General features: G+C 57.9%; 16 protein-coding genes and 1 tRNA gene. 3 read left to right on the forward strand and 14 right to left on the reverse strand.

Annotated elements, in window-relative coordinates:
* Nucleotides 1–9 precede the first annotated feature (9 nt).
* A complete protein-coding gene (locus B7Y89_RS04145; RefSeq protein ID WP_292936027.1) occupies nucleotides 10–801 on the forward strand; it encodes an EAL domain-containing protein in 792 nt (263 codons plus the stop codon).
* Between the two features lie 92 nt (nucleotides 802–893).
* Here the strand turns inward: B7Y89_RS04145 and lpdA are convergent, their stop codons facing one another.
* The gene (gene lpdA, locus B7Y89_RS04150) at nucleotides 894–2,306 is read right to left on the reverse strand and encodes a dihydrolipoyl dehydrogenase (protein WP_292936029.1); all 1,413 of its coding nucleotides are present in this window, start codon (nucleotides 2,304–2,306) and stop codon (nucleotides 894–896) included.
* Nucleotides 2,307–2,382: 76 nt separating this feature from the next.
* Nucleotides 2,383–3,669, reverse strand: a complete 1,287-nt coding sequence (locus B7Y89_RS04155) for a pyruvate dehydrogenase complex dihydrolipoamide acetyltransferase (RefSeq protein WP_292936031.1) — start codon at nucleotides 3,667–3,669, stop codon at nucleotides 2,383–2,385.
* 168 nt (nucleotides 3,670–3,837) lie between these two features.
* Here B7Y89_RS04155 and B7Y89_RS04160 point away from each other — a divergent pair, with 168 nt between their 5' ends.
* Nucleotides 3,838–4,296: a universal stress protein gene (locus B7Y89_RS04160; protein WP_292936033.1), complete on the forward strand. Its 459-nt coding sequence runs from the start codon at nucleotides 3,838–3,840 to the stop codon at nucleotides 4,294–4,296.
* A gap of 2 nt (nucleotides 4,297–4,298) precedes the next feature.
* On the opposite strand, the gene B7Y89_RS04165 is transcribed toward B7Y89_RS04160, so the two are convergent.
* The 10 genes from B7Y89_RS04165 to radA form a co-directional block, all read right to left on the reverse strand.
* The gene (locus B7Y89_RS04165; RefSeq protein ID WP_292936035.1) at nucleotides 4,299–6,569 is read right to left on the reverse strand and encodes a VacB/RNase II family 3'-5' exoribonuclease; all 2,271 of its coding nucleotides are present in this window, start codon (nucleotides 6,567–6,569) and stop codon (nucleotides 4,299–4,301) included.
* 93 nt (nucleotides 6,570–6,662) lie between these two features.
* Nucleotides 6,663–6,992, reverse strand: a complete 330-nt coding sequence (locus B7Y89_RS18280; RefSeq protein WP_366415632.1) for a hypothetical protein — start codon at nucleotides 6,990–6,992, stop codon at nucleotides 6,663–6,665.
* A 9-nt stretch (nucleotides 6,993–7,001) separates the two neighbouring features.
* Nucleotides 7,002–7,985 carry a M28 family peptidase gene (locus B7Y89_RS04170; RefSeq protein ID WP_366415634.1) on the reverse strand — a complete coding sequence of 328 codons (984 nt, stop codon included), beginning with the start codon at nucleotides 7,983–7,985 and terminating at the stop codon, nucleotides 7,002–7,004.
* An 81-nt stretch (nucleotides 7,986–8,066) separates the two neighbouring features.
* Entirely contained in the window at nucleotides 8,067–9,614 is a 1,548-nt protein-coding gene (gene proS / locus B7Y89_RS04175) for a proline--tRNA ligase (protein WP_292936037.1), read from the reverse strand.
* Between the two features lie 66 nt (nucleotides 9,615–9,680).
* A complete protein-coding gene (gene phaR, locus B7Y89_RS04180) occupies nucleotides 9,681–10,232 on the reverse strand; it encodes a polyhydroxyalkanoate synthesis repressor PhaR (protein WP_292936039.1) in 552 nt (183 codons plus the stop codon).
* An 87-nt stretch (nucleotides 10,233–10,319) separates the two neighbouring features.
* Complete coding sequence (locus B7Y89_RS04185) at nucleotides 10,320–11,369, reverse strand: alanine racemase (protein WP_292936041.1); 1,050 nt, start codon at nucleotides 11,367–11,369, stop codon at nucleotides 10,320–10,322.
* On the reverse strand, nucleotides 11,362–12,990 hold the full coding sequence (locus B7Y89_RS04190) for an MFS transporter (RefSeq protein ID WP_292936043.1): 1,629 nt from the start codon (nucleotides 12,988–12,990) through the stop codon (nucleotides 11,362–11,364). The genes B7Y89_RS04185 and B7Y89_RS04190 overlap by 8 nt, the downstream gene beginning before the upstream one ends.
* An 88-nt stretch (nucleotides 12,991–13,078) precedes the next feature.
* A complete protein-coding gene (locus B7Y89_RS04195; protein ID WP_292936045.1) occupies nucleotides 13,079–13,498 on the reverse strand; it encodes an iron-sulfur cluster assembly scaffold protein in 420 nt (139 codons plus the stop codon).
* Between the two features lies 1 nt (nucleotide 13,499).
* A complete protein-coding gene (locus tag B7Y89_RS04200) occupies nucleotides 13,500–14,045 on the reverse strand; it encodes a CvpA family protein (RefSeq protein ID WP_292936047.1) in 546 nt (181 codons plus the stop codon).
* Between the two features lie 11 nt (nucleotides 14,046–14,056).
* The gene (gene radA, locus B7Y89_RS04205) at nucleotides 14,057–15,424 is read right to left on the reverse strand and encodes a DNA repair protein RadA (protein ID WP_292936049.1); all 1,368 of its coding nucleotides are present in this window, start codon (nucleotides 15,422–15,424) and stop codon (nucleotides 14,057–14,059) included.
* A gap of 83 nt (nucleotides 15,425–15,507) precedes the next feature.
* On the opposite strand from radA, the gene B7Y89_RS04210 reads away from it, so the two are divergent.
* On the forward strand, nucleotides 15,508–16,080 hold the full coding sequence (locus tag B7Y89_RS04210; RefSeq protein ID WP_292936051.1) for a hypothetical protein: 573 nt from the start codon (nucleotides 15,508–15,510) through the stop codon (nucleotides 16,078–16,080).
* Between the two features lie 45 nt (nucleotides 16,081–16,125).
* On the opposite strand, the gene B7Y89_RS04215 is transcribed toward B7Y89_RS04210, so the two are convergent.
* Both B7Y89_RS04215 and B7Y89_RS04220 read right to left on the reverse strand, forming a co-directional pair.
* Nucleotides 16,126–17,442, reverse strand: a complete 1,317-nt coding sequence (locus B7Y89_RS04215) for an amidohydrolase (RefSeq protein WP_292936053.1) — start codon at nucleotides 17,440–17,442, stop codon at nucleotides 16,126–16,128.
* A gap of 49 nt (nucleotides 17,443–17,491) precedes the next feature.
* Nucleotides 17,492–17,575 (reverse strand) — tRNA-Leu (locus B7Y89_RS04220).
* Between the last annotated feature and the right edge of the window lie 15 nt (nucleotides 17,576–17,590).

Below are 17,590 nucleotides of genomic sequence, written 5' to 3' on the forward strand. Positions count from 1 at the left end.
GAAATACGCATGACTGAAGGAACCGGGCGTTCGGCCAAATGTGGGCAATGTCGCGACGGGTTCGCATTTGATCGTCCGATCACCATGGCCTTCCAGCCCATCCTCGACTTTTCCGCAGGTTCGATCTTTGCCCAAGAAGCCCTCGTTCGTGGCACCAACGGCGAGACTGCTGCTGACATTCTGACAAGCGTGGATTCCCAAAGCCGCTACTCATTCGATCAGCTTTGCCGGATCAAAGCCATTGAATTGGCGTCGGATTTATCGCTGGCGCAAGATGGCAGCAATCTGTCCATCAATTTTCTGCCGAACGCGGTCTACGAACCGCGCGCCTGCATCCGCACCACGCTTGAAACGGCCATGCGCGTGTCTTTCCCGCTGCGGTGCATCATCTTTGAATTCACAGAAGTTGAGCAACTCGACACCAATCACCTGCTCAATATTCTGCGCAGTTACCGCGCGATGGGCTTCAAAACCGCGATAGACGATTTTGGCGCAGGCTATGCCGGGCTTGCTCTTCTGTCCCGTTTCCAGCCCGATCTGGTCAAAATCGATATGGAACTAATCCGTGACATCGACAAATTCGATGTCAAACGCACCATCGTAAGAGGTATTATCAGCATCCTCGACGACCTTGGTATTCGCGCCATTTGCGAAGGCATCGAGACGCTCGAGGAGTTCGAGGTTTTGCGCGATATGGGGATCGACCTCATGCAGGGATACCTGTTTGCGCGACCCAGCCTCGCGCAGATCACGGCACCGTTTTGGCCAGATCGGCAGGATTTGGCGCGCGCTCAGGCATAAATTACTTCAATACATTCCGGATTTGACAAAAATGCGCGAACCGGAAAGCCAGTCCGCGCTTTTTTGATTAGCTACCTATCCTGGAACAAGCCTCAGATGTGGATGGCCTTGCCATAAGCTGCCAGCACGCTTTCGTGCATCGATTCACTGATCGTCGGGTGCGGAAATACGGTGTGCATCAATTCCGCTTCGGTTGTTTCAAGCGTCTTGCCAATGACAAAGCCCTGAATCATTTCCGTGACTTCGGCACCAATCATGTGCGCGCCGAGCAGTTCGCCAGTTTTGGCATCGAACACGGTTTTGACAAAACCTTCAGGTTCACCCAGCGCAATGGCTTTGCCGTTGCCGATGAACGGGAACATGCCAACCTTGAGCGTGTAGCCAGCCTCTTTGGCTTTCGCTTCTGTCATGCCCACGCTGGCGATTTGCGGGTGGCAATAGGTACAGCCCGGAATATTGCCACGATCCATCGGATGGGGGTGAACATCCTTGTTGCCAAGTTCAGCGGCAATGGCTTCGGCGGCGATCACGCCTTCGTGGCTTGCCTTGTGTGCAAGCCATGGCCCCGGCGTAACGTCGCCAATCGCCCACAGGTTCTTGACGTTGGTACGGCCAAAACCATCAATGGTGATAAAGCCGCGGTCAGCGGTCACGCCAAGCGCTTCAAGACCGATGTTTTCGGTATTGGGCACAATGCCGACTGCAACGATCACGTGGCTGAAATCGCTTTCAGCGACCGTTCCATCTTTGCTCTTGATCTTCGCCTTCAAGCCATTGGCATTCAAAGCGATGCTTTCGACACCAGCACCGGTCATGATGGTGATGCCCTGCTTGGTCAGCGCCTTTTGCAGGAAGGCGGAGACGTCAGCGTCTTCCACCGGTACAACGCGGTCGAGCATCTCAACGACGGTAACCTTTGATCCCATATCGTTGTAGAAGCTGGCAAATTCGATGCCAATTGCGCCCGAACCGATGACCAGCAGATTGCTCGGCAATTCCTTCGGCGTCATCGCATGGCGATACGTCCACACGCGTTCACCATCGGCCTTGGCAAACGGCAGATCACGGGCGCGCGCACCGGTTGCCACGATCACGTGCTTGGCTGTGAGGGTTTCAACACCATTGTCACCTGTCACCTCCACGCTCGTCGCGCTCTTCAACACGCCTGCGCCCATGTGAACCGCGATCTTGTTCTTCTTCATCAGGTGCCCGATGCCCTGATTAAGTTGCTTGGCTACACCGCGCGAACGCTTGACCACTGCATCAAGATCAGCGCGAATGTTGTCTGCCGCCAGACCATAAGCTGCTGCATGCTTCATATGGTTCAGCACTTCGGCAGACCGCAGCAGCGCCTTGGTCGGGATGCAGCCCCAATTGAGGCAAATGCCGCCAAGATTTTCCCGTTCAATAATCGCGGTTTTCAGGCCAAGCTGCGCGCAGCGGATGGCCGCTACATAACCGCCGGGGCCCGATCCTAGAACGATGACATCATATTGTTCAGCCACGCGAAAACTCCTTCAGGCCTTATATCTTTGGCCACTGATTTAGCATCAGGAGCAGACAGCGCCGCTCCTCATTATGTCAGGCGATCAGGCCGAGCGGATCTTCGATCAACGCTTTGAACGCCTGCATCAGGGCCGCACCGTCTGCACCGTCAACTGCGCGGTGATCAAAGCTGCCCGTGGCTGACATCACCGTAGCCACTGCTAAAGCGCCGTCGATCACATAAGGCCGCTGTTCGCCTGCCCCCACAGCCATGATCATGCCCTGTGGCGGGTTGATGACCGCGTCGAAATTTTTGATGCCGAACATGCCAAGGTTTGAAAGCGATGCAGTACCGCCTTGATATTCATGCGGCTGCAGCTTGCCTTCACGTGCTTTGCCAGCAAGTGCCTTCATTTCGGTTGCGACTGCCGAGATCGATTTGTTGCCCGCGTCAACGATGATCGGCGTAATCAGGCCCGAAGGCGCAGCGACAGCAACCGATATGTCGGCGCGTTCATAAGTGCGCAATTCATCGCCAGCAAAGCTGACATTGCATTTCGGAACCTGAACCAGCGCCTTGGCCAGCGCTTTGATGATCAGGTCATTGACCGAAAGCTTTACGCCTTGCGCTTCCAAGGTCTTGTTCAACTGGCTGCGCAGCTTGAGCAATGCATCCAGTTGAATATCGACCGTAAGGTAAATATGGGGAATCGTCTGCTTCGCCTCAGTCAGGCGGCGTGCGATTGTCTTGCGCACGTTGTTCAGCTTCTGCGACGTGTATGGAATGCCGAAATCTGGAGCCGGTGCGGATGTTGGCGCTGTTGCGGGCTCGGCGATTGCGGCAGGTGCCTGAACAGGCGCAGCAACTGGAGCAACCATCGCTGCTGAAGGTGCAGCGACAACGTCTGCTTTTACAATCCGACCATTGGGGCCTGAACCCTTGACGCTCACAAGATCAACGCCTGTATCTGCCGCAATGCGCTTTGCCAGAGGGCTGGCGATCACACGGTCAACTTTGGCAGCAGACGCCGGTGCAATTACCGCTGCTTGCGCCTTAGGCGCGGGCGAGGGTGTTGTTACTGCTGTTGGAGCAGGCACAGGCACTTTTGCCGCTGGTGATGGCGCCGGCGTTGCATCTTCGTCTTCCCCAGCGATCATCGCGATCACCGTACCGACCTTTACGCCTTCGCTGCCTTCCGAAACGTCGATGGAAACAATCGTACCCTCGTCGACGGCCTCAAATTCCATCGTGGCCTTATCTGTTTCAATCTCGGCCATGATATCGCCCGAGGACACTTTATCGCCGACTTTCACCAGCCATTTTGCGAGAGTACCTTCCTCCATGGTTGGCGAAAGGGCGGGCATCTTGATCGCGATGGGCATGGGCGGTTTCCGGGTCCTGTTTGCGGCAAGGAAACCCGTGCCGAAGCACAAACCTCCTTTGCATCTTTTGTCTGCCCCATTTCACCAGCATGGCGCGTTCGGTCAAGTGGCTTGCCACTTGCACCGCATACGAATTTGCCGGTAGTTGTGCACCAGAGGATCCAAAACATGCCACAACGTATCTATCTCGTCATCATGGATGACACAGACGAAGCTCGCGCGGCATTGCGCTTTGCTGCAAGGCGCGCGGTTCGAACCGGTGGTGCTGTCCATATCCTCGCACTTGTCCCGCGCCAGCAATTCGTTGCCTTTGGCGGTGTGCAGGCAACGATTGAGGAAGAGGCGCGGGATCGCGCAGAAGTTTTGGCGATGGCCGCCGCCGGCAGCCTTGCCTCGGAATCGGGTCTAACGCCCGTCATTGCTGTAATGCAAGGCGATGGCCCCCAGTCTGTCCGCGCGTATCTTGGCGAACACCCTGAAATTTCGGCACTTGTCCTGGGTGCGGCTCTTGAAGGGAGTCCCGGCCCGTTGGTCACGCATTTTGCCGGGAACGTCGGCCAACTCCCCTGCCCGCTGATGATTGTACCCGGCGGGCTAAGTGATGAAACGATTGACCGGGTGAGCTGACCTCAACGCTTACCTTTGCCCTGATGGCGGATATTTGAAGGACGGCCACGCTTTCCTGCGGGATGCGGCCCTTTGAACCCCGCGCCCTTGCTGCGCGGCTTGTGCTCAGACCGCCCGCCCCGCCGCTCAATTCCGCGCACGCCATCGGCCACTTCAACCGGCTCAAACTTCAAGGCTCCAGTCAAAGGATTGGCTTCGGCAAGCCGAAGCTTGATTATCATACCCATGGTGAATTGCTCACCAGTGGTTTCACCGACCAGACGCTGCGCCTTTTCATCATAACCGAATCGTTCTGCGCCGAGCGTCGATATCGGCACTAACCCGTCGCCGCCCAAACCGATGATCGTGGCAAAAAGGCCGAACTTCTGCACGCCGGTGATGCGGGTATCAAAGACCTCTCCCACCTTACCTGAAAGCCATGCGGCCACATACCGGTCGATTGTATCCCGCTCAGCTTCCATCGCGCGGCGCTCTGCCACGCTCAAGGCCTCGGACACGCGCCCAAGATCTGACCGGTCACGGTCGGACAGGCCCGATGTTGCGGGAACATCGGCATCAGGACGGGGTTGTTCAAGCTTGTAAGCATCCACCAGCGCGCGGTGCACCAGCAAGTCCGAATAGCGCCGGATGGGCGAGGTGAAGTGCGCATAACTGCCCAATGCCAAACCAAAATGCCCGGCATTGCGCGGTCCGTAATAGGCCTGTGTCTGGCTGCGCAGCACGGCCTCCATCACCAGTGCCTTCTCAGTATCGTCAGACACATCTTTGAGCATGCGGTTGAACAATGATGGCGTGACAACCTGGCCCAAGGTCAGCGTCCGCTCGAATGTGGCGAGGTACTCTTTCAGGGCAATCAGCTTTTCGCGGCTGGGCGGTTCGTGGATACGATATACTACCGGGGCGACCTTCGCTTCCAGCGCCTTGGCCGCCGCCACGTTGGCGGCAATCATGAAATCCTCGACCACGCGATGCGCATCAAGCCGCTCGCGCAGCGCGATTTCTGCAATCTTACCTTGCGCATCAAGCACGACCCGCCGTTCGGGCAGATCGAGATCAAGCGGGTCACGATCCTTGCGGGCATGCTCAAGCAAACGCCATGCGTCCCAGAGGTTCGTCAGATGCAGAGCAGCCTCGCCCGTATCGATCCGCCGCTGCGCCTCTTCATAAGCAATCACCTCGGCGATGCGCACCAAGGCGCGGGTAAAGCGCCATTCCTTGATCCGGCCTTGCGCATCAATCGACATATGACACGCCATCGCAGCCCGATCTGCGCCGGCTTTGAGAGAGCAGACATCCGCGCTCAATACTTCCGGCAGCATCGGCACGACCCGATCCGGGAAATAGACAGAGTTGCCGCGTTTGCGGGCCTCACGGTCAATCTGGCCACCGGGACGGACATAAAAGCTTACGTCCGCAATCGCCACAAGAGCACGGAAGCCGCCTTCGCCATCGGGTTCGGCCCAAATCGCGTCATCGTGATCGCGCGCGTCACTTGGGTCGATGGCGACAATGGGCAGATGCCGCAAGTCCTCACGGTGATCTTCGCTGAGCGACAGACGTGCCGCGATATCGCCTTCATCCAGTGCCTCGGCCGGGAAGATAAACGGGATGCCGTGCTTGTGAATGGCTATCAGGCTGAAGGCTCTAGGTGCCAGTGGATCGCCCAACACGGCAGTCACGCGCATGCCCGCACGCGCTGAACGGCCAGCTGGTTCAGCGAGAACGAGCTGTCCAGCCTCGGCCCCGCCAAGATCAGAGATCGGCACGGCATTGCGCACGCGCTTATCAACCGGCGCGAGCCACCCTTTGCCCGTGCCATCCAGTTCGACAACGCCAAGCAATTGCTCGTCATTGGTGGCGAGTTTCTTCATGGGGTGGGCCAGCCAGCCATTACCGACTTCCTCGGTCCGCGCCAACACGCGGTCCCCTACCTTAAGCGCTGCTTGCCGATCCCGGACCTTGCCGCGTGGTTCGATAACGCGCAGCCGCGGCGGCGGGCTGGCATCGTCAGGCTGCCATGAATCAGGGATGGCATAAGCTTCGCCGTCCTCAATCTCCAACACGCGCAAAACGGTTACGCGCGGCACTCCGCCCATTGCGTGAAACGCGCTGCGGTTGCCGTCGATCAGGCCTTCTTCGGCCATATCTTTCAGCAAGGCTTTGAGCGCAATCTTCTCGGCGCCCTTGAGGCCAAACGCCTTGGACATTTCCCGCTTGCCAGCAGGTTCATCAGACTGCGCAATGAAATCGAGGATTTGCTCACGTGTGGGCATGCCCTGAGGAAGCTTGTGCGACGATTTCGGCGGGAATTTGCTATTTACCATTTCCGGCATGTGGTCGTTCACATGCCGGAAGGCAAGCAGTCTTCAAGGCTTGGGTAATGGCGCGAACTGGCCGCCGGGCACAGCCGACGCTACCGGGCTTTGCGCACCGGTTGCGCTGACCGCACTTACGCCAAACAGCCAGTCATCGGCCCGCACTCCTGGAAAACTGGCTGAAAGCGCCGATGTCTCGACCACTTTTGTCTCCCACATCGGTGCATCTGTGCGGCGCTGCCACACAATATAATACGACGCTCCGGCCACCGCCTGCCACTCCAGTTCGGTTGATGTTTGCACCGCGCCTTTCACCTTGGGCGCAGGCGGTATTGGCGCAGCAGCAAGCGCTGCCAAGGCCCGCACGTTCAACCGCGTCACTTTGGCAAGTTAGGGGAAATCCATTTCATCAATGGTATCGCCAAACTTCACGCCGTTTTCGATGCGCAAGTCTTGATGCTGGTGTTCATAGTCTTCAACCGCCACGCTGAACCGGATTGCAGGGAAGCCCTTGTCTGAAAACGGCAATTGATCGCCGCCGCGACCCATCCGGTCTGCGCGCCAGATCTGCCGCACAGCAAGGCCTTTGGCATCCTCTGCCGCAAGTCCGCCGATCCATCGTGCGATATTGCGCGAAGGGCTGTCGTTCTCCCCCCCAAAGCGCCGCATTTGCGCGCGCAACGCATCGGTAGCATCTGCGCGCAGACCTTCGGACAGGACGCGGACATGCTTGTCATCACGATAACCATCGGACCCGCGTGAGCCGCCGACGATATCGTTGTTGAGCACGGCTTTGACTGTCCAGCCTTGCTCTGCGGCATAATCGGCCAGCAATTTGCCGCCCAGCAACCCCTGCTCTTCACCTGACAAAGCGGCGTAGATGATGGTCGCTGGATACTTTAGTTGAGAAAGTACACGCGCTGCTTCCATAACCAACGCAACGCCCGAGGCGTCGTCATTGGCGCCTGGCGCATCGCTTGTCGCATCAAGAATTTGGCTGACGCGGCTGTCAATATGTCCTTGAACAATAACGACTTCTTTCGGCCGTTCTGTCCCGCGCTGGATCGCGACGACATTGACAAGACGAGTCGGCACCGGCACCCGGTCACCCGCAATCATCCGTTCGGGCAGCACAACGTCAAGGCAGCCACCGCACGCAGCGGAAGTTTTGCGGAACTCGGCCTCTGCCCAATTTCGTGCAGCACCAATGCCGCGTTCGGGATCTGTTTGGGTGGAAAGCGTGTGCCGTGTCCCAAAGCCCACCATCCGCTCAACATCGGCGCGCAACCGCGTTTCGTTAATCGCGTCCTCTGGCGCTGCGGCCATTGCAGCGGTGGAAACGACCAGCGATAAGAACGGGAGACAAATGCGCATGACCACAGGTTTACGCATATCGCTGCAACAGCCAAGTGGCCGATGCAAAAAGGGTGGTGACACGCGCCACCACCCATAAAATCAGTATGAACGTGCGATCAGGATCGTTTCCACCGCTGGCTCACCGGTAAACGGGCAAAGGCCCGTCGGCTTAGGTGCGTCCAGCGGCGTATTGCGGATGGTGAGCTTCAACGCTTTGAGCTGTTCGACCACTTTATCAAGTGCAGCACCGGTCGGTTTGGACCAGCCCATTTCCACCCAGCCCGGAAACTTTGCGCTGTCGTTGAAATATTCGGCAAGGCCTGCCAGATCGGTAACGTCACGCACGATCAGCGCATCGCGGCGCGCGCGTGCCTCGGCATAAAGACCCGATTGGACCGCCTCCAGTTGCGCCGCTGCTCCGGCGATAAAGTCCTCTTTTGACTGACCGACAAAGTTCGGTTTGGCATCAGCGCGCCAAAGCTGGTCACGACGCAGCGCGGACACTTGTCCACCCTCGGCGTCACGTCCACCAATTTCAAGGATAAGCGGCACTCCCTTCTTGACCCAGGCCCACCGCTTTTGCGTGGCTTTGCCCGGACGCTTGTCAAGCAGCACGCGAACCCGCTCGTCAAATACGGATTGCTTGGACAAACTTGCGCGGATTTCCTCGCAGTAGGCCAGCAACGCTTCGTCGCCATCGTTATCACGCAGCATCGGCAGGATCACGATTTGCTGCGGTGCAACTTGCGGTGGCACGCGCAAACCATCGTCATCACCGTGGGTCATGATAACGCCGCCAATCAAACGGGTTGAAACGCCCCATGACGTCGTGTGCGCCAGCGCCTGTTGGCCTTCCTTGTCCTGATAGCGAATGCCGGCAGACTGCGCGAAAGTGGTGCCCAGATAATGCGAGGTTCCGGCTTGCAGCGCCTTTCCGTCCTGCATCATCGCTTCGATGGAGAACGTCTCAACCGCGCCGGGGAATCGTTCATTTTCAGGCTTCGGCCCGGCAATCACCGGCATCGAAAGTGGGCCTTCGGCAAAGGCACGGTACATTTCCAAAGCCCGCAGCGTTTCGGTCATCGCATCGGCTTCATCAGCGTGCGCGGTATGGCCTTCTTGCCACAGGAACTCGCTGGTGCGCAGGAACATGCGGGTGCGCATTTCCCAGCGCACAACATTGGCCCACTGGTTCACCATCAGCGGCAGATCACGCCACGATTGCACCCAGCGCGCCATCGCAGCACCGATTACTGTTTCCGATGTCGGACGAACCACCAGCGGCTCTTCCAGCTTTGCCTCAGGATCAGGCACCAGACCGCCCTTACCATCCGCAATCAGGCGGTGATGGGTGACAACCGCCATTTCTTTGGCAAAACCGTCAACGTGTTCCGCCTCTTTGGCGAAATAAGACAGCGGAATAAACAGCGGGAAGTAGCAGTTCTCTACCCCGGCCTCTTTGATTTGTGCATCCATCAGCTTCTGGATGCGTTCCCAAATGCCATAGCCCCACGGCTTGATAACCATGCAGCCGCGTACGCCGGATTCCTCGGCGAGTTCGGCTTCGGCAATGACGGCTTGATACCATTGGGCAAAGTCGTCGGCGCGCTTCACATTGAGCGCATGCTTGATCGTAGGCTGGTTCATGGCTTGCGCGTTAAGGCGCAAACGCGTTTCCCGCAATGCCGGATTCGGCATTGCGGGAACGGTTGCCTACTTCGCTAGCTGATCAAGCTTCTTCTGCATTTCGGCCATTTGCGCCCGCAATGCGTCAAGCTCCCCGCCTTCAGCGGCTGGCTTTTCGTCATCCTTGAGGACAGTCCCGGGGACGAAGGCTGCTGCTGCAGCCTTGAACATTTCCATGTTGCGCTGGGCGATTTGTGCCAACGGGTTTGTCCCGATACTTTCCTCGATAGCCTTGCGCATTTTGGCCTGGTTATCGCGGAAATGGTCCATCGAAGCTTCAAGATAACCCGGCAGGAAAGCCTGCATCGAATTTCCATACATCGAGATCAACTGGCGCAAGAAGTTCGTCGGCAGAATCTGCTCGCCCGCAGCTTCTTCGTCCATGATGATCTGGGTCAGAATAGCGTGCGTGAGGTCCGCGCCCGTCTTGGCATCCATCACTTTGAAGTCGACATTATCCTTCACCATCTGTGCCAGATGATCGAGCGTAATGTAGCTTGAAGTGCTGGTGTTATAGAGGCGGCGATTGGCGTATTTCTTGATTATTACGGTTTCGCCGGTCTTGGATTCACTGGACATGGAATGCGGCCCCATATGAGATAAAGGCTTTTAGCATGTGCAGCATGTGCGGCGCAACAATTCTTAATAACCGCGCGAGGCAAGGCGTTACCGCGAAAACCTCTGCCCCAGAAGGGTCAACAATTCATATTGCGACAAGCCGCTTGTTTGCGCAGCCAAAGGCAAATCATAAACCGCGCCAAGCCAATCCCCTTCGCGGCAATCGGGAACATCGCTCAAATCGACGATTGTCAGGTCCATTGAAACACGCCCGAGCACGGGCACTTCGCGGCCTTGCCACGCAAATCGCCCTTTCCCCGACCAGCATCGCAAATAACCATCGGCATATCCCACGCCCAAGATCCCGACGCGCATCGGCCCTGCGGCGGTAAAGGTTGCATTGTAGCCGACGCAATCTCCAGCCTGCAGCGTGCGGACTTGCACAATAGCTGCTTCTGGAAAGGCCACTTGGGCAATCCTGCCCGCAAATTCCGGTCGCACGATGCCGCCGTATAAGGCTATGCCCGGACGCGTAAGGTCAGCATGATAGGCACGTCCCAACGCGATACCTGCGCTGTTGGCAAGGCTGTAGCGTTTTGCAGTGACAAGCTGCCGAATGCCCTCAAAACTTGCCAACTGTCTGGCATTTTGCACGACATTTTCATCCGCACTGGCAAGATGGCTAAGGCAAATGTCGATATCCAGCGAGGCGAATATAGCATCGCCAAGGTCGTCCAAGGCAAAGCCCAGGCGATTCATTCCGCTATCCACCATGACATGGCAGGGCCCGCCGCCAGCCTCAATCCACCGCCGTGCCTGCGGCAGGCTGTTCAACACCGGCCTTGTACCGGTCGCCTGTGCAAAGCCGACATCCTGCGCATTCAAGGGGCCGTGCAGAACCGCGATTTGTTCAGCGGGCACATGGGCCAGCAATTCGGGCACTTCGCCCCAATGCGCGACAAAAAAAGCGCGGCAACCAGCCCCGGCCAAAGCTTGTGTTATTGTGCCCGAGCCAAGCCCGTATGCATTGGCCTTTACCGCAGCACCAGCAGTTGCCGCCCCCGACATTGCATCCAATATGCGCCAGTTTGCGCCGAGCGCAGCATCATCCATCCGCAGGCGCAATGAAGAAGGGGGCGGGGAGATAATCTCAATCATCCTTGAAATCGGCCGGCAATCCCGGCTTCAAGCCCCAAAGTGCGACGATCAGACCAATCAGCACGATCACCCAAGTGTACCATAGGCCCGCATAAGGATCACCGGTGCGGGCCACGATATAGCTTGAAATCAGGGGCAAGAAACCGCCGAAGTACCCCGTCCCAAGGTGATAGGGTATCGACATGGAACTGTACCGGATGCGCGGCGGGAACATTTCCGAAAGTAAGGCCGCGACAGGCCCGTAGGTTGCCCCCGAAAGCGCCATCAGGCCCAGTAGCGCTGCAAGAACCGCGACAGTCCGGCCGAACGATGGCTTTACTTTGGCAAAATCATAGCCAAATTTTGTCAACTCTGCCTGCAGCGCTGCCGTCCGGGCTGCTGCTTTCCCGTCCCACGGGAATGTCGACATATTCAAGGCCGCCCCGCCAACGGTGACCGCAAATGTCGGCGCGTCTTCAAGGGTGTAGGTTATGCCGGAGGCTGCCATGTCGCCCAGCAATTTGCCGCAATTGCTGTCCTGTTCGGATGCAAACGGGCTGTAATTGCAGTCCGCGCCGCTCACCACCACGGGATTGCGCGCGGCGGCCGCCGCCAGTTCGGGATTGGCCGCAGCCCCCATCAACCAGAATGCCGGAAACATCAGAAGCAACGTGGCTGCATACCCGAATACAATGGGTTTTTTGCGCCCGATCCGGTCAGACAACGCACCGAACAATATGAAGAAACCCATGCCAAGCGCAGCCCCCACCCCGACGACAATCTCGGCATAAGTGTCCTCCATTCTCATGGCCGATTTCAGGAAACTGAGGCCGGTGAACATGGCGGTGTACCAAATGACGGTGAGGCCCGCAGCGACGCCGAACAGGGCAATAAAAATGCGGCGCTTGTTACCGGGATATGTGAAGCTTTCGACAAAAGGATTGCCGGCCAATTCGCCCTGCTCTTTCATCGCCTGAAACACGGGGCTTTCGGAAAGTTTGAGCCGCATCCACAACGAGACCGCAAGCAGTGCAATGCTCAACAAAAATGGTACGCGCCATCCCCAAGCGAGCCAGAACTCCTCGGTCATCAAGGCCTTGCTCGACAGAACGACGATCAAACTCAGCACAAACCCGCCAACGACGCTGGCTTGAATATAGCTTGTATAGTAGCCGCGCCGTCCGCCGGGGGCATGTTCGGCCACGTAAATTGCAGCGCCGCCATATTCCCCGCCCAGCGCGAGCCCCTGCAGCACGCGCAAGAAAATGACGATCGCCGGAGCAAACAGGCCGATGGAGTCCGCCGACGGGATCATACCAACGCCTGCCGTGGCGACGCCCATCAGGGTGACCGTCACAAGGAAGGTGTATTTGCGCCCGAGTTTATCACCCAGATAGCCAAACAGGATCGCGCCTAGTGGCCTGAAACCGAAGCCGACGGCAAACCCTGCCCACACAAGCAGGACTTGAAGCGTGGCATTGTCCGACGGGAAAAACGTCTTGCCTATGATTGAGGCAAGTGTGCCATAAATGAAGAAGTCATACCATTCGAACACTGTCCCGGCGGAACTGGCAGCAATGACCAGCCTGATGTCCGAGGCACTAGGCTCTGTCCCAAGGTCCTTCACGTCTGCAGCGCTCACACCAAAAATCCCCCAAAACCGGTTTATTCTTGCGCAGGCTCTAGCGAAGAGGACCCGTCCATGAAAGCCCCGCAAATGTGGCCAAGTCTCATTTGCTCAACGCGTCCAGCGCAGCATCCCATGCCAAAAGGATCGCACTATGGCGCGCAGGATATTTCTGCGCCGGTTCGAGAAGAGCCATGCCCGGCCAATCCGGTGTAAAGCCCCCGTCAGCTAACCATGTGGCCAAGCTCTGCCGGGCGTTGCGCAATTGATCACGGTTAAGCCCAACGACCCCTTGCGCAAAAATCGAAGCCGCCGCTTGGCCGACTGCGCAAGCATGTGGTTTCAACCCGATCGCCGAGACGTTCCCGTCTACATCAAGTGACAGGCAAATTTCGATGGCACTACCGCAACTGCGCGACCTTGCCGTTCCCTTTAAACCATATGCTTCGTTCCAGGGATACTTGGTCAGTTCCATCGCCGCTGCCAGAATAGCGGGCGTGTAAAGCCCTTGGGCGCCGCTCATATCAATCGCTGGTGCCAGGACGAATGACGCGGACTTGGCTGGCTTGAGTAGCCGCCTCGTTCCTGCGGTCACCGATTGCCGTCATCAATTCTTCGCTGGCGGCATTGAGGAACGGGTAGCTGCGCGAAGCGACAATCCAATCCGGCCGACCATCCTTGCCCTTGATGATGTCATAAGCGAAGACGACCACGGAGTAAGCCAGCACGATAATGACGAAGCCTTTGACCGCCCCGAAACCAAAGCCGAGGAGCCTGTCAACCGGCCCGATCGCTGACCCGCGGCTTGCCCGTCCCATACGCCGCGCAATGAAACGGCCTGCAAAATAAGGAAGGAATGACAGCAAAAAGAACGCCAGTACCCCTGCACCGGTTTCATACGGCAGATATTGTGACAGGTAAAACGTTGCTGTTTCATGGAAATAATGGACGGCCAGCAAGGACAAGCACCACGCTGCCAACGACATGACTTCCTCGACGAAGCCGCGAAAAAAGCCGCCAACTGCGCAAACGCCGACAAGGAACAGGACTGTGTAATCGAAACCGGTCATAATGGTTATGCCTATGACCCGCCCATGACACGGTCAATCAGATTTGGCAGCAGCTTGAGCGGTGAGTACTTCAGGCCAGCAACCTTTTCTGCGCCCGCTTCCGGTCCGCACCCGCGCGTAAAGCCCAACTTGGCAGCCTCGCGCATCCGGACAGGCGTATGCGCAACCGGGCGCACTTCACCCGACAGCGATATTTCGCCAAACCAGATTGAATCAGCAGGAAGCGGCCTGTCTGCCAAAGCCGAAACAAGTGCGGCGGCCACGGCCAGGTCGGCTGCAGGATCAGTCAATCGATATCCGCCTGCGACGTTGAGATACACTTCGGCTGTCGAGAAATTTAGCCCGCACCGCGCCTCAAGCACAGCCAGCAACATGGCAAGCCGCCCGCTATCCCACCCCACAACCGCGCGACGCGGCGTGGCACCACTGGCAAGGCGTACGGTCAGCGCCTGTATTTCAACCAGCACCGGGCGCGTGCCTTCAAGTGCCGGGAACACGGCGCTGCCCGGAACTTCCTGTTCACGCCCTGACAAAAACAGCAACGATGGATTGCCGACTTCTTCAAGGCCGGATCCCGCCATTGCGAAAACGCCGATTTCGTCCACTGCGCCAAAGCGGTTTTTGATTGCCCGCAATATCCGGTATTGGTGACTGCGTTCACCTTCGAAGCTCATCACCACGTCAACCATGTGTTCCAGAACACGCGGGCCCGCGATAGATCCGTCTTTGGTGACATGGCCGACCAGCACCAAGGCGGCGCCGGTTTCCTTGGCATAGCGGATAAGCTCGAACGCGCAGCCGCGCACCTGGCTGACGGTTCCGGGCGCCCCCTCAATCTGATCCGAATGCATCGTCTGGATCGAATCGATCACGAGCAGCGCAGGCGGCTCCATCGTGCCGAGCGTGGTTAAGATGTCGCGTACCGATGTTGCCGCAGCGAGTTGGATTGGCGCTTTGCCGAGGCCCAACCGGTCAGCCCGCAACCGAACCTGATCAGACGCCTCTTCGCCGCTGATATAGACAGCAGAGCCACCTTCCATCGCCACTTTGGCCGAGGCTTGCAGCAGAAGGGTCGATTTGCCGATACCCGGATCGCCACCCATCAGGATTGCGCTGCCCGGAACAAGCCCGCCGCCAAGCGCGCGATCAAATTCGGCAATGCCTGTTTTGCGCCGTTGTGGCAGCGCAATGGGCGCATCAAGCGATACAAAGGCAACCCTGCGGCCACCGCTCGACAGATCATGCTTGGCTGAAAAGACCGTTTCAGGGGCTTCTTCAGCCAGCGTATTCCATTCGCTGCAATCGGCGCACTGACCCTGCCAGCGGTGCGTGACACTGCCACAAGCCTGGCAGACATAGCGGCGTTTCGGTTTGGCCATGCCACTCACTTATTCAGAACATAGGTGGAACGCAAGCGCGGCATTGCGCCAACTTCAGCCAAATCAGCAAGGATTTTGTAACCATGCCGATTGAGATCATCGTTAACGAGGCGCTGGTATCACAGCACGCTATGGCTGCACAAACTTCTCCCATGCTTGGCGTTAATCCGAAGCTGTATCGGCACTTTGCGATAGGCACGATTGCCATTGCGGTGATTGTCGCTGTATTTTCAAGCGGTGAAACGCAAGACGCGATTGCCAAAAATCAGCAGCAGATCGCGATTAAGAAGGCCGATGAGGCAAAGTTCGGGAAGACCAGACTGGTCGACAACCGCGATGATAGAGTCAAGCAGAGTATCGAAAGCGGCGGTTTCGGAGCAGAGCCATCCGCGCCGATGATCATAGACTCACCTGGCAATTCCGGTGGTGATGCCATGGCGACAGATATCGGCCCGCCAAAAATGCCCGTCATTATTGAACCCAATCAGGCGATGATGGCCAAGATGAACGCTGATGAGCGCAAAGCCTATCTCAAAGCGCTTGAGGATGACGCCAAAAAGCGGGCTGCAAAAGGCCCTTACGTTCCCACGAAAGCACAGCTAGCAGCCCTCGACGAAGCCTCTGCCGCGCGTGCCGGACCGCCAAGCACGGACTAGGCCGAGCACGCACTAGACTGGGCGCCAAATAGGCTGTGAGGGCCTTCAGCCTTTCGGCATCAATGCCATGGCTGAAATGACAAGCGCCTGCGCCCCTGCCGCGATCACCTTATCTGCCTCGGGAACGAAAAACGGACTGTGAAGCGACGGCAGGACTGTCCCATCCTTGCGCGCTTTTGCAAGATCGTCTGCGCGCCTTGCCCCGACCCACAAGATTGTCGCTTGGATATTCGCGCTATCGGCAAGACCGTATTCGCCAAAATCTTCGCCAGCCATTGTTGGTGTCGTTTCCACGACCCTGTCCGCACCAAGGCTTTGCGTTAAAACCGCGTTGATTTTCCGCGTGAAGTCCGGCGTGTTCCATGTTGCCCGGGTATGGGTTTCGCGCACCAGCACAGTCGGCATCCGGTCTTCCGGCAACCCTGCTGCAATGCCCTCGCCTTTGGCAATGCGGGCAATCCCGTCAAGCAAGCGCTGGCGATGGGCATCGCCATAGCTGCGCACGGTCAATTGCAACTGCGCCTCGTCGGGGATGATGTTGTGCTTTGCGCCTGCATGAAAGCTGCCGACAGTTACCACCGACGGCTCAAACGGGCTCATTTCGCGGCTGACCAGCGTTTGCAGGCGGGTCACGATCGCGCTGGCCAGAACGATGGGGTCTTTGGTCGTCTGCGGATAGGCACCGTGCCCGCCAAGCCCCCGCACGGTAAGGTCGACGCTATCGACATTGGCAAAGGAATATCCCGGCACGGTGCCGATCACGCCGCCCGCCAGATCACCGCTATCATGAAAAGCAATGGCATAATTCGGCTTGGGAAAGCGGGTGTAAAGCCCGTCGGCAAGCATGGCCCGCGCGCCCAGCCCGACTTCTTCGGCAGGTTGGCCGACCATGACCAGCGTGCCCGACCACATCTGCCGGTTGGCCGCCATCAGCCGCGCGACTTCGATCCATGCCGTCATATGTGTATCATGGCCGCATGCATGCATGATGCCGCTTTCCACGCCCGCCGTAGAAGTGCCGCGTGCCTTCGAGGCATAGGCAAGGCCCGTCTGCTCGATCACCGGCAAGCCGTCCATGTCAGCGCGAATCAGCACAACCGGCCCCGGCCCGTTGCGCATCACCGCGACGACGCCGGTCTTGCCAACCTTTTCGGTAACCTCGAACCCCGCTTTGCGCGCCTCTGCCGCAAGCCGCGCCGCTGAACGCACTTCCTGAAAGCTTAATTCAGGATTGGCATGAAAATCGCGATAGACCTCCATCAAACCCGGCAAATCACGGGCAATGGAATCGCTGATGGCATCTGCCTTGGCAGGTGTGGAGATGAGAGTGATAGCCGACGCGACGGCGAATAGTGTTTTCATGCAGAGCAAGCTACTTTGCCCGGCCCAACTAACAAACACTTTATGCGGATGGTGCCCCTGGCCCGACTCGAACGGGCACGTCTCTCAACAAACGATTTTGAGTCGTTCGCGTCTACCATTCCGCCACAGGGGCACAGGGTCTTCTGGG

The organism is Novosphingobium sp. 32-60-15, assembly GCF_002280675.1.
Taxonomy (GTDB): Bacteria; Pseudomonadota; Alphaproteobacteria; order Sphingomonadales; family Sphingomonadaceae; genus Novosphingobium.

Coding starts and splice junctions, on each gene's coding strand:
- B7Y89_RS04215 (WP_292936053.1), bottom strand. CDS start 17,442: ATGAAAACACTATTCGCCGTCGCGTCGGCTATCACTCTCATCTCCACA.
- B7Y89_RS04185 (WP_292936041.1), bottom strand. CDS start 11,369: ATGATTGAGATTATCTCCCCGCCCCCTTCTTCATTGCGCCTGCGGATG.
- B7Y89_RS04170 (WP_366415634.1), bottom strand. CDS start 7,985: ATGCGCATTTGTCTCCCGTTCTTATCGCTGGTCGTTTCCACCGCTGCA.
- B7Y89_RS04210 (WP_292936051.1), top strand. CDS start 15,508: ATGCCGATTGAGATCATCGTTAACGAGGCGCTGGTATCACAGCACGCT.
- phaR (WP_292936039.1), bottom strand. CDS start 10,232: ATGTCCAGTGAATCCAAGACCGGCGAAACCGTAATAATCAAGAAATAC.
- B7Y89_RS04155 (WP_292936031.1), bottom strand. CDS start 3,669: ATGCCCATCGCGATCAAGATGCCCGCCCTTTCGCCAACCATGGAGGAA.
- proS (WP_292936037.1), bottom strand. CDS start 9,614: ATGAACCAGCCTACGATCAAGCATGCGCTCAATGTGAAGCGCGCCGAC.
- B7Y89_RS04160 (WP_292936033.1), top strand. CDS start 3,838: ATGCCACAACGTATCTATCTCGTCATCATGGATGACACAGACGAAGCT.
- B7Y89_RS04195 (WP_292936045.1), bottom strand. CDS start 13,498: ATGAGCGGCGCCCAAGGGCTTTACACGCCCGCTATTCTGGCAGCGGCG.
- B7Y89_RS04165 (WP_292936035.1), bottom strand. CDS start 6,569: ATGCCCACACGTGAGCAAATCCTCGATTTCATTGCGCAGTCTGATGAA.
- B7Y89_RS04145 (WP_292936027.1), top strand. CDS start 10: ATGACTGAAGGAACCGGGCGTTCGGCCAAATGTGGGCAATGTCGCGAC.
- B7Y89_RS04200 (WP_292936047.1), bottom strand. CDS start 14,045: ATGACCGGTTTCGATTACACAGTCCTGTTCCTTGTCGGCGTTTGCGCA.
- radA (WP_292936049.1), bottom strand. CDS start 15,424: ATGGCCAAACCGAAACGCCGCTATGTCTGCCAGGCTTGTGGCAGTGTC.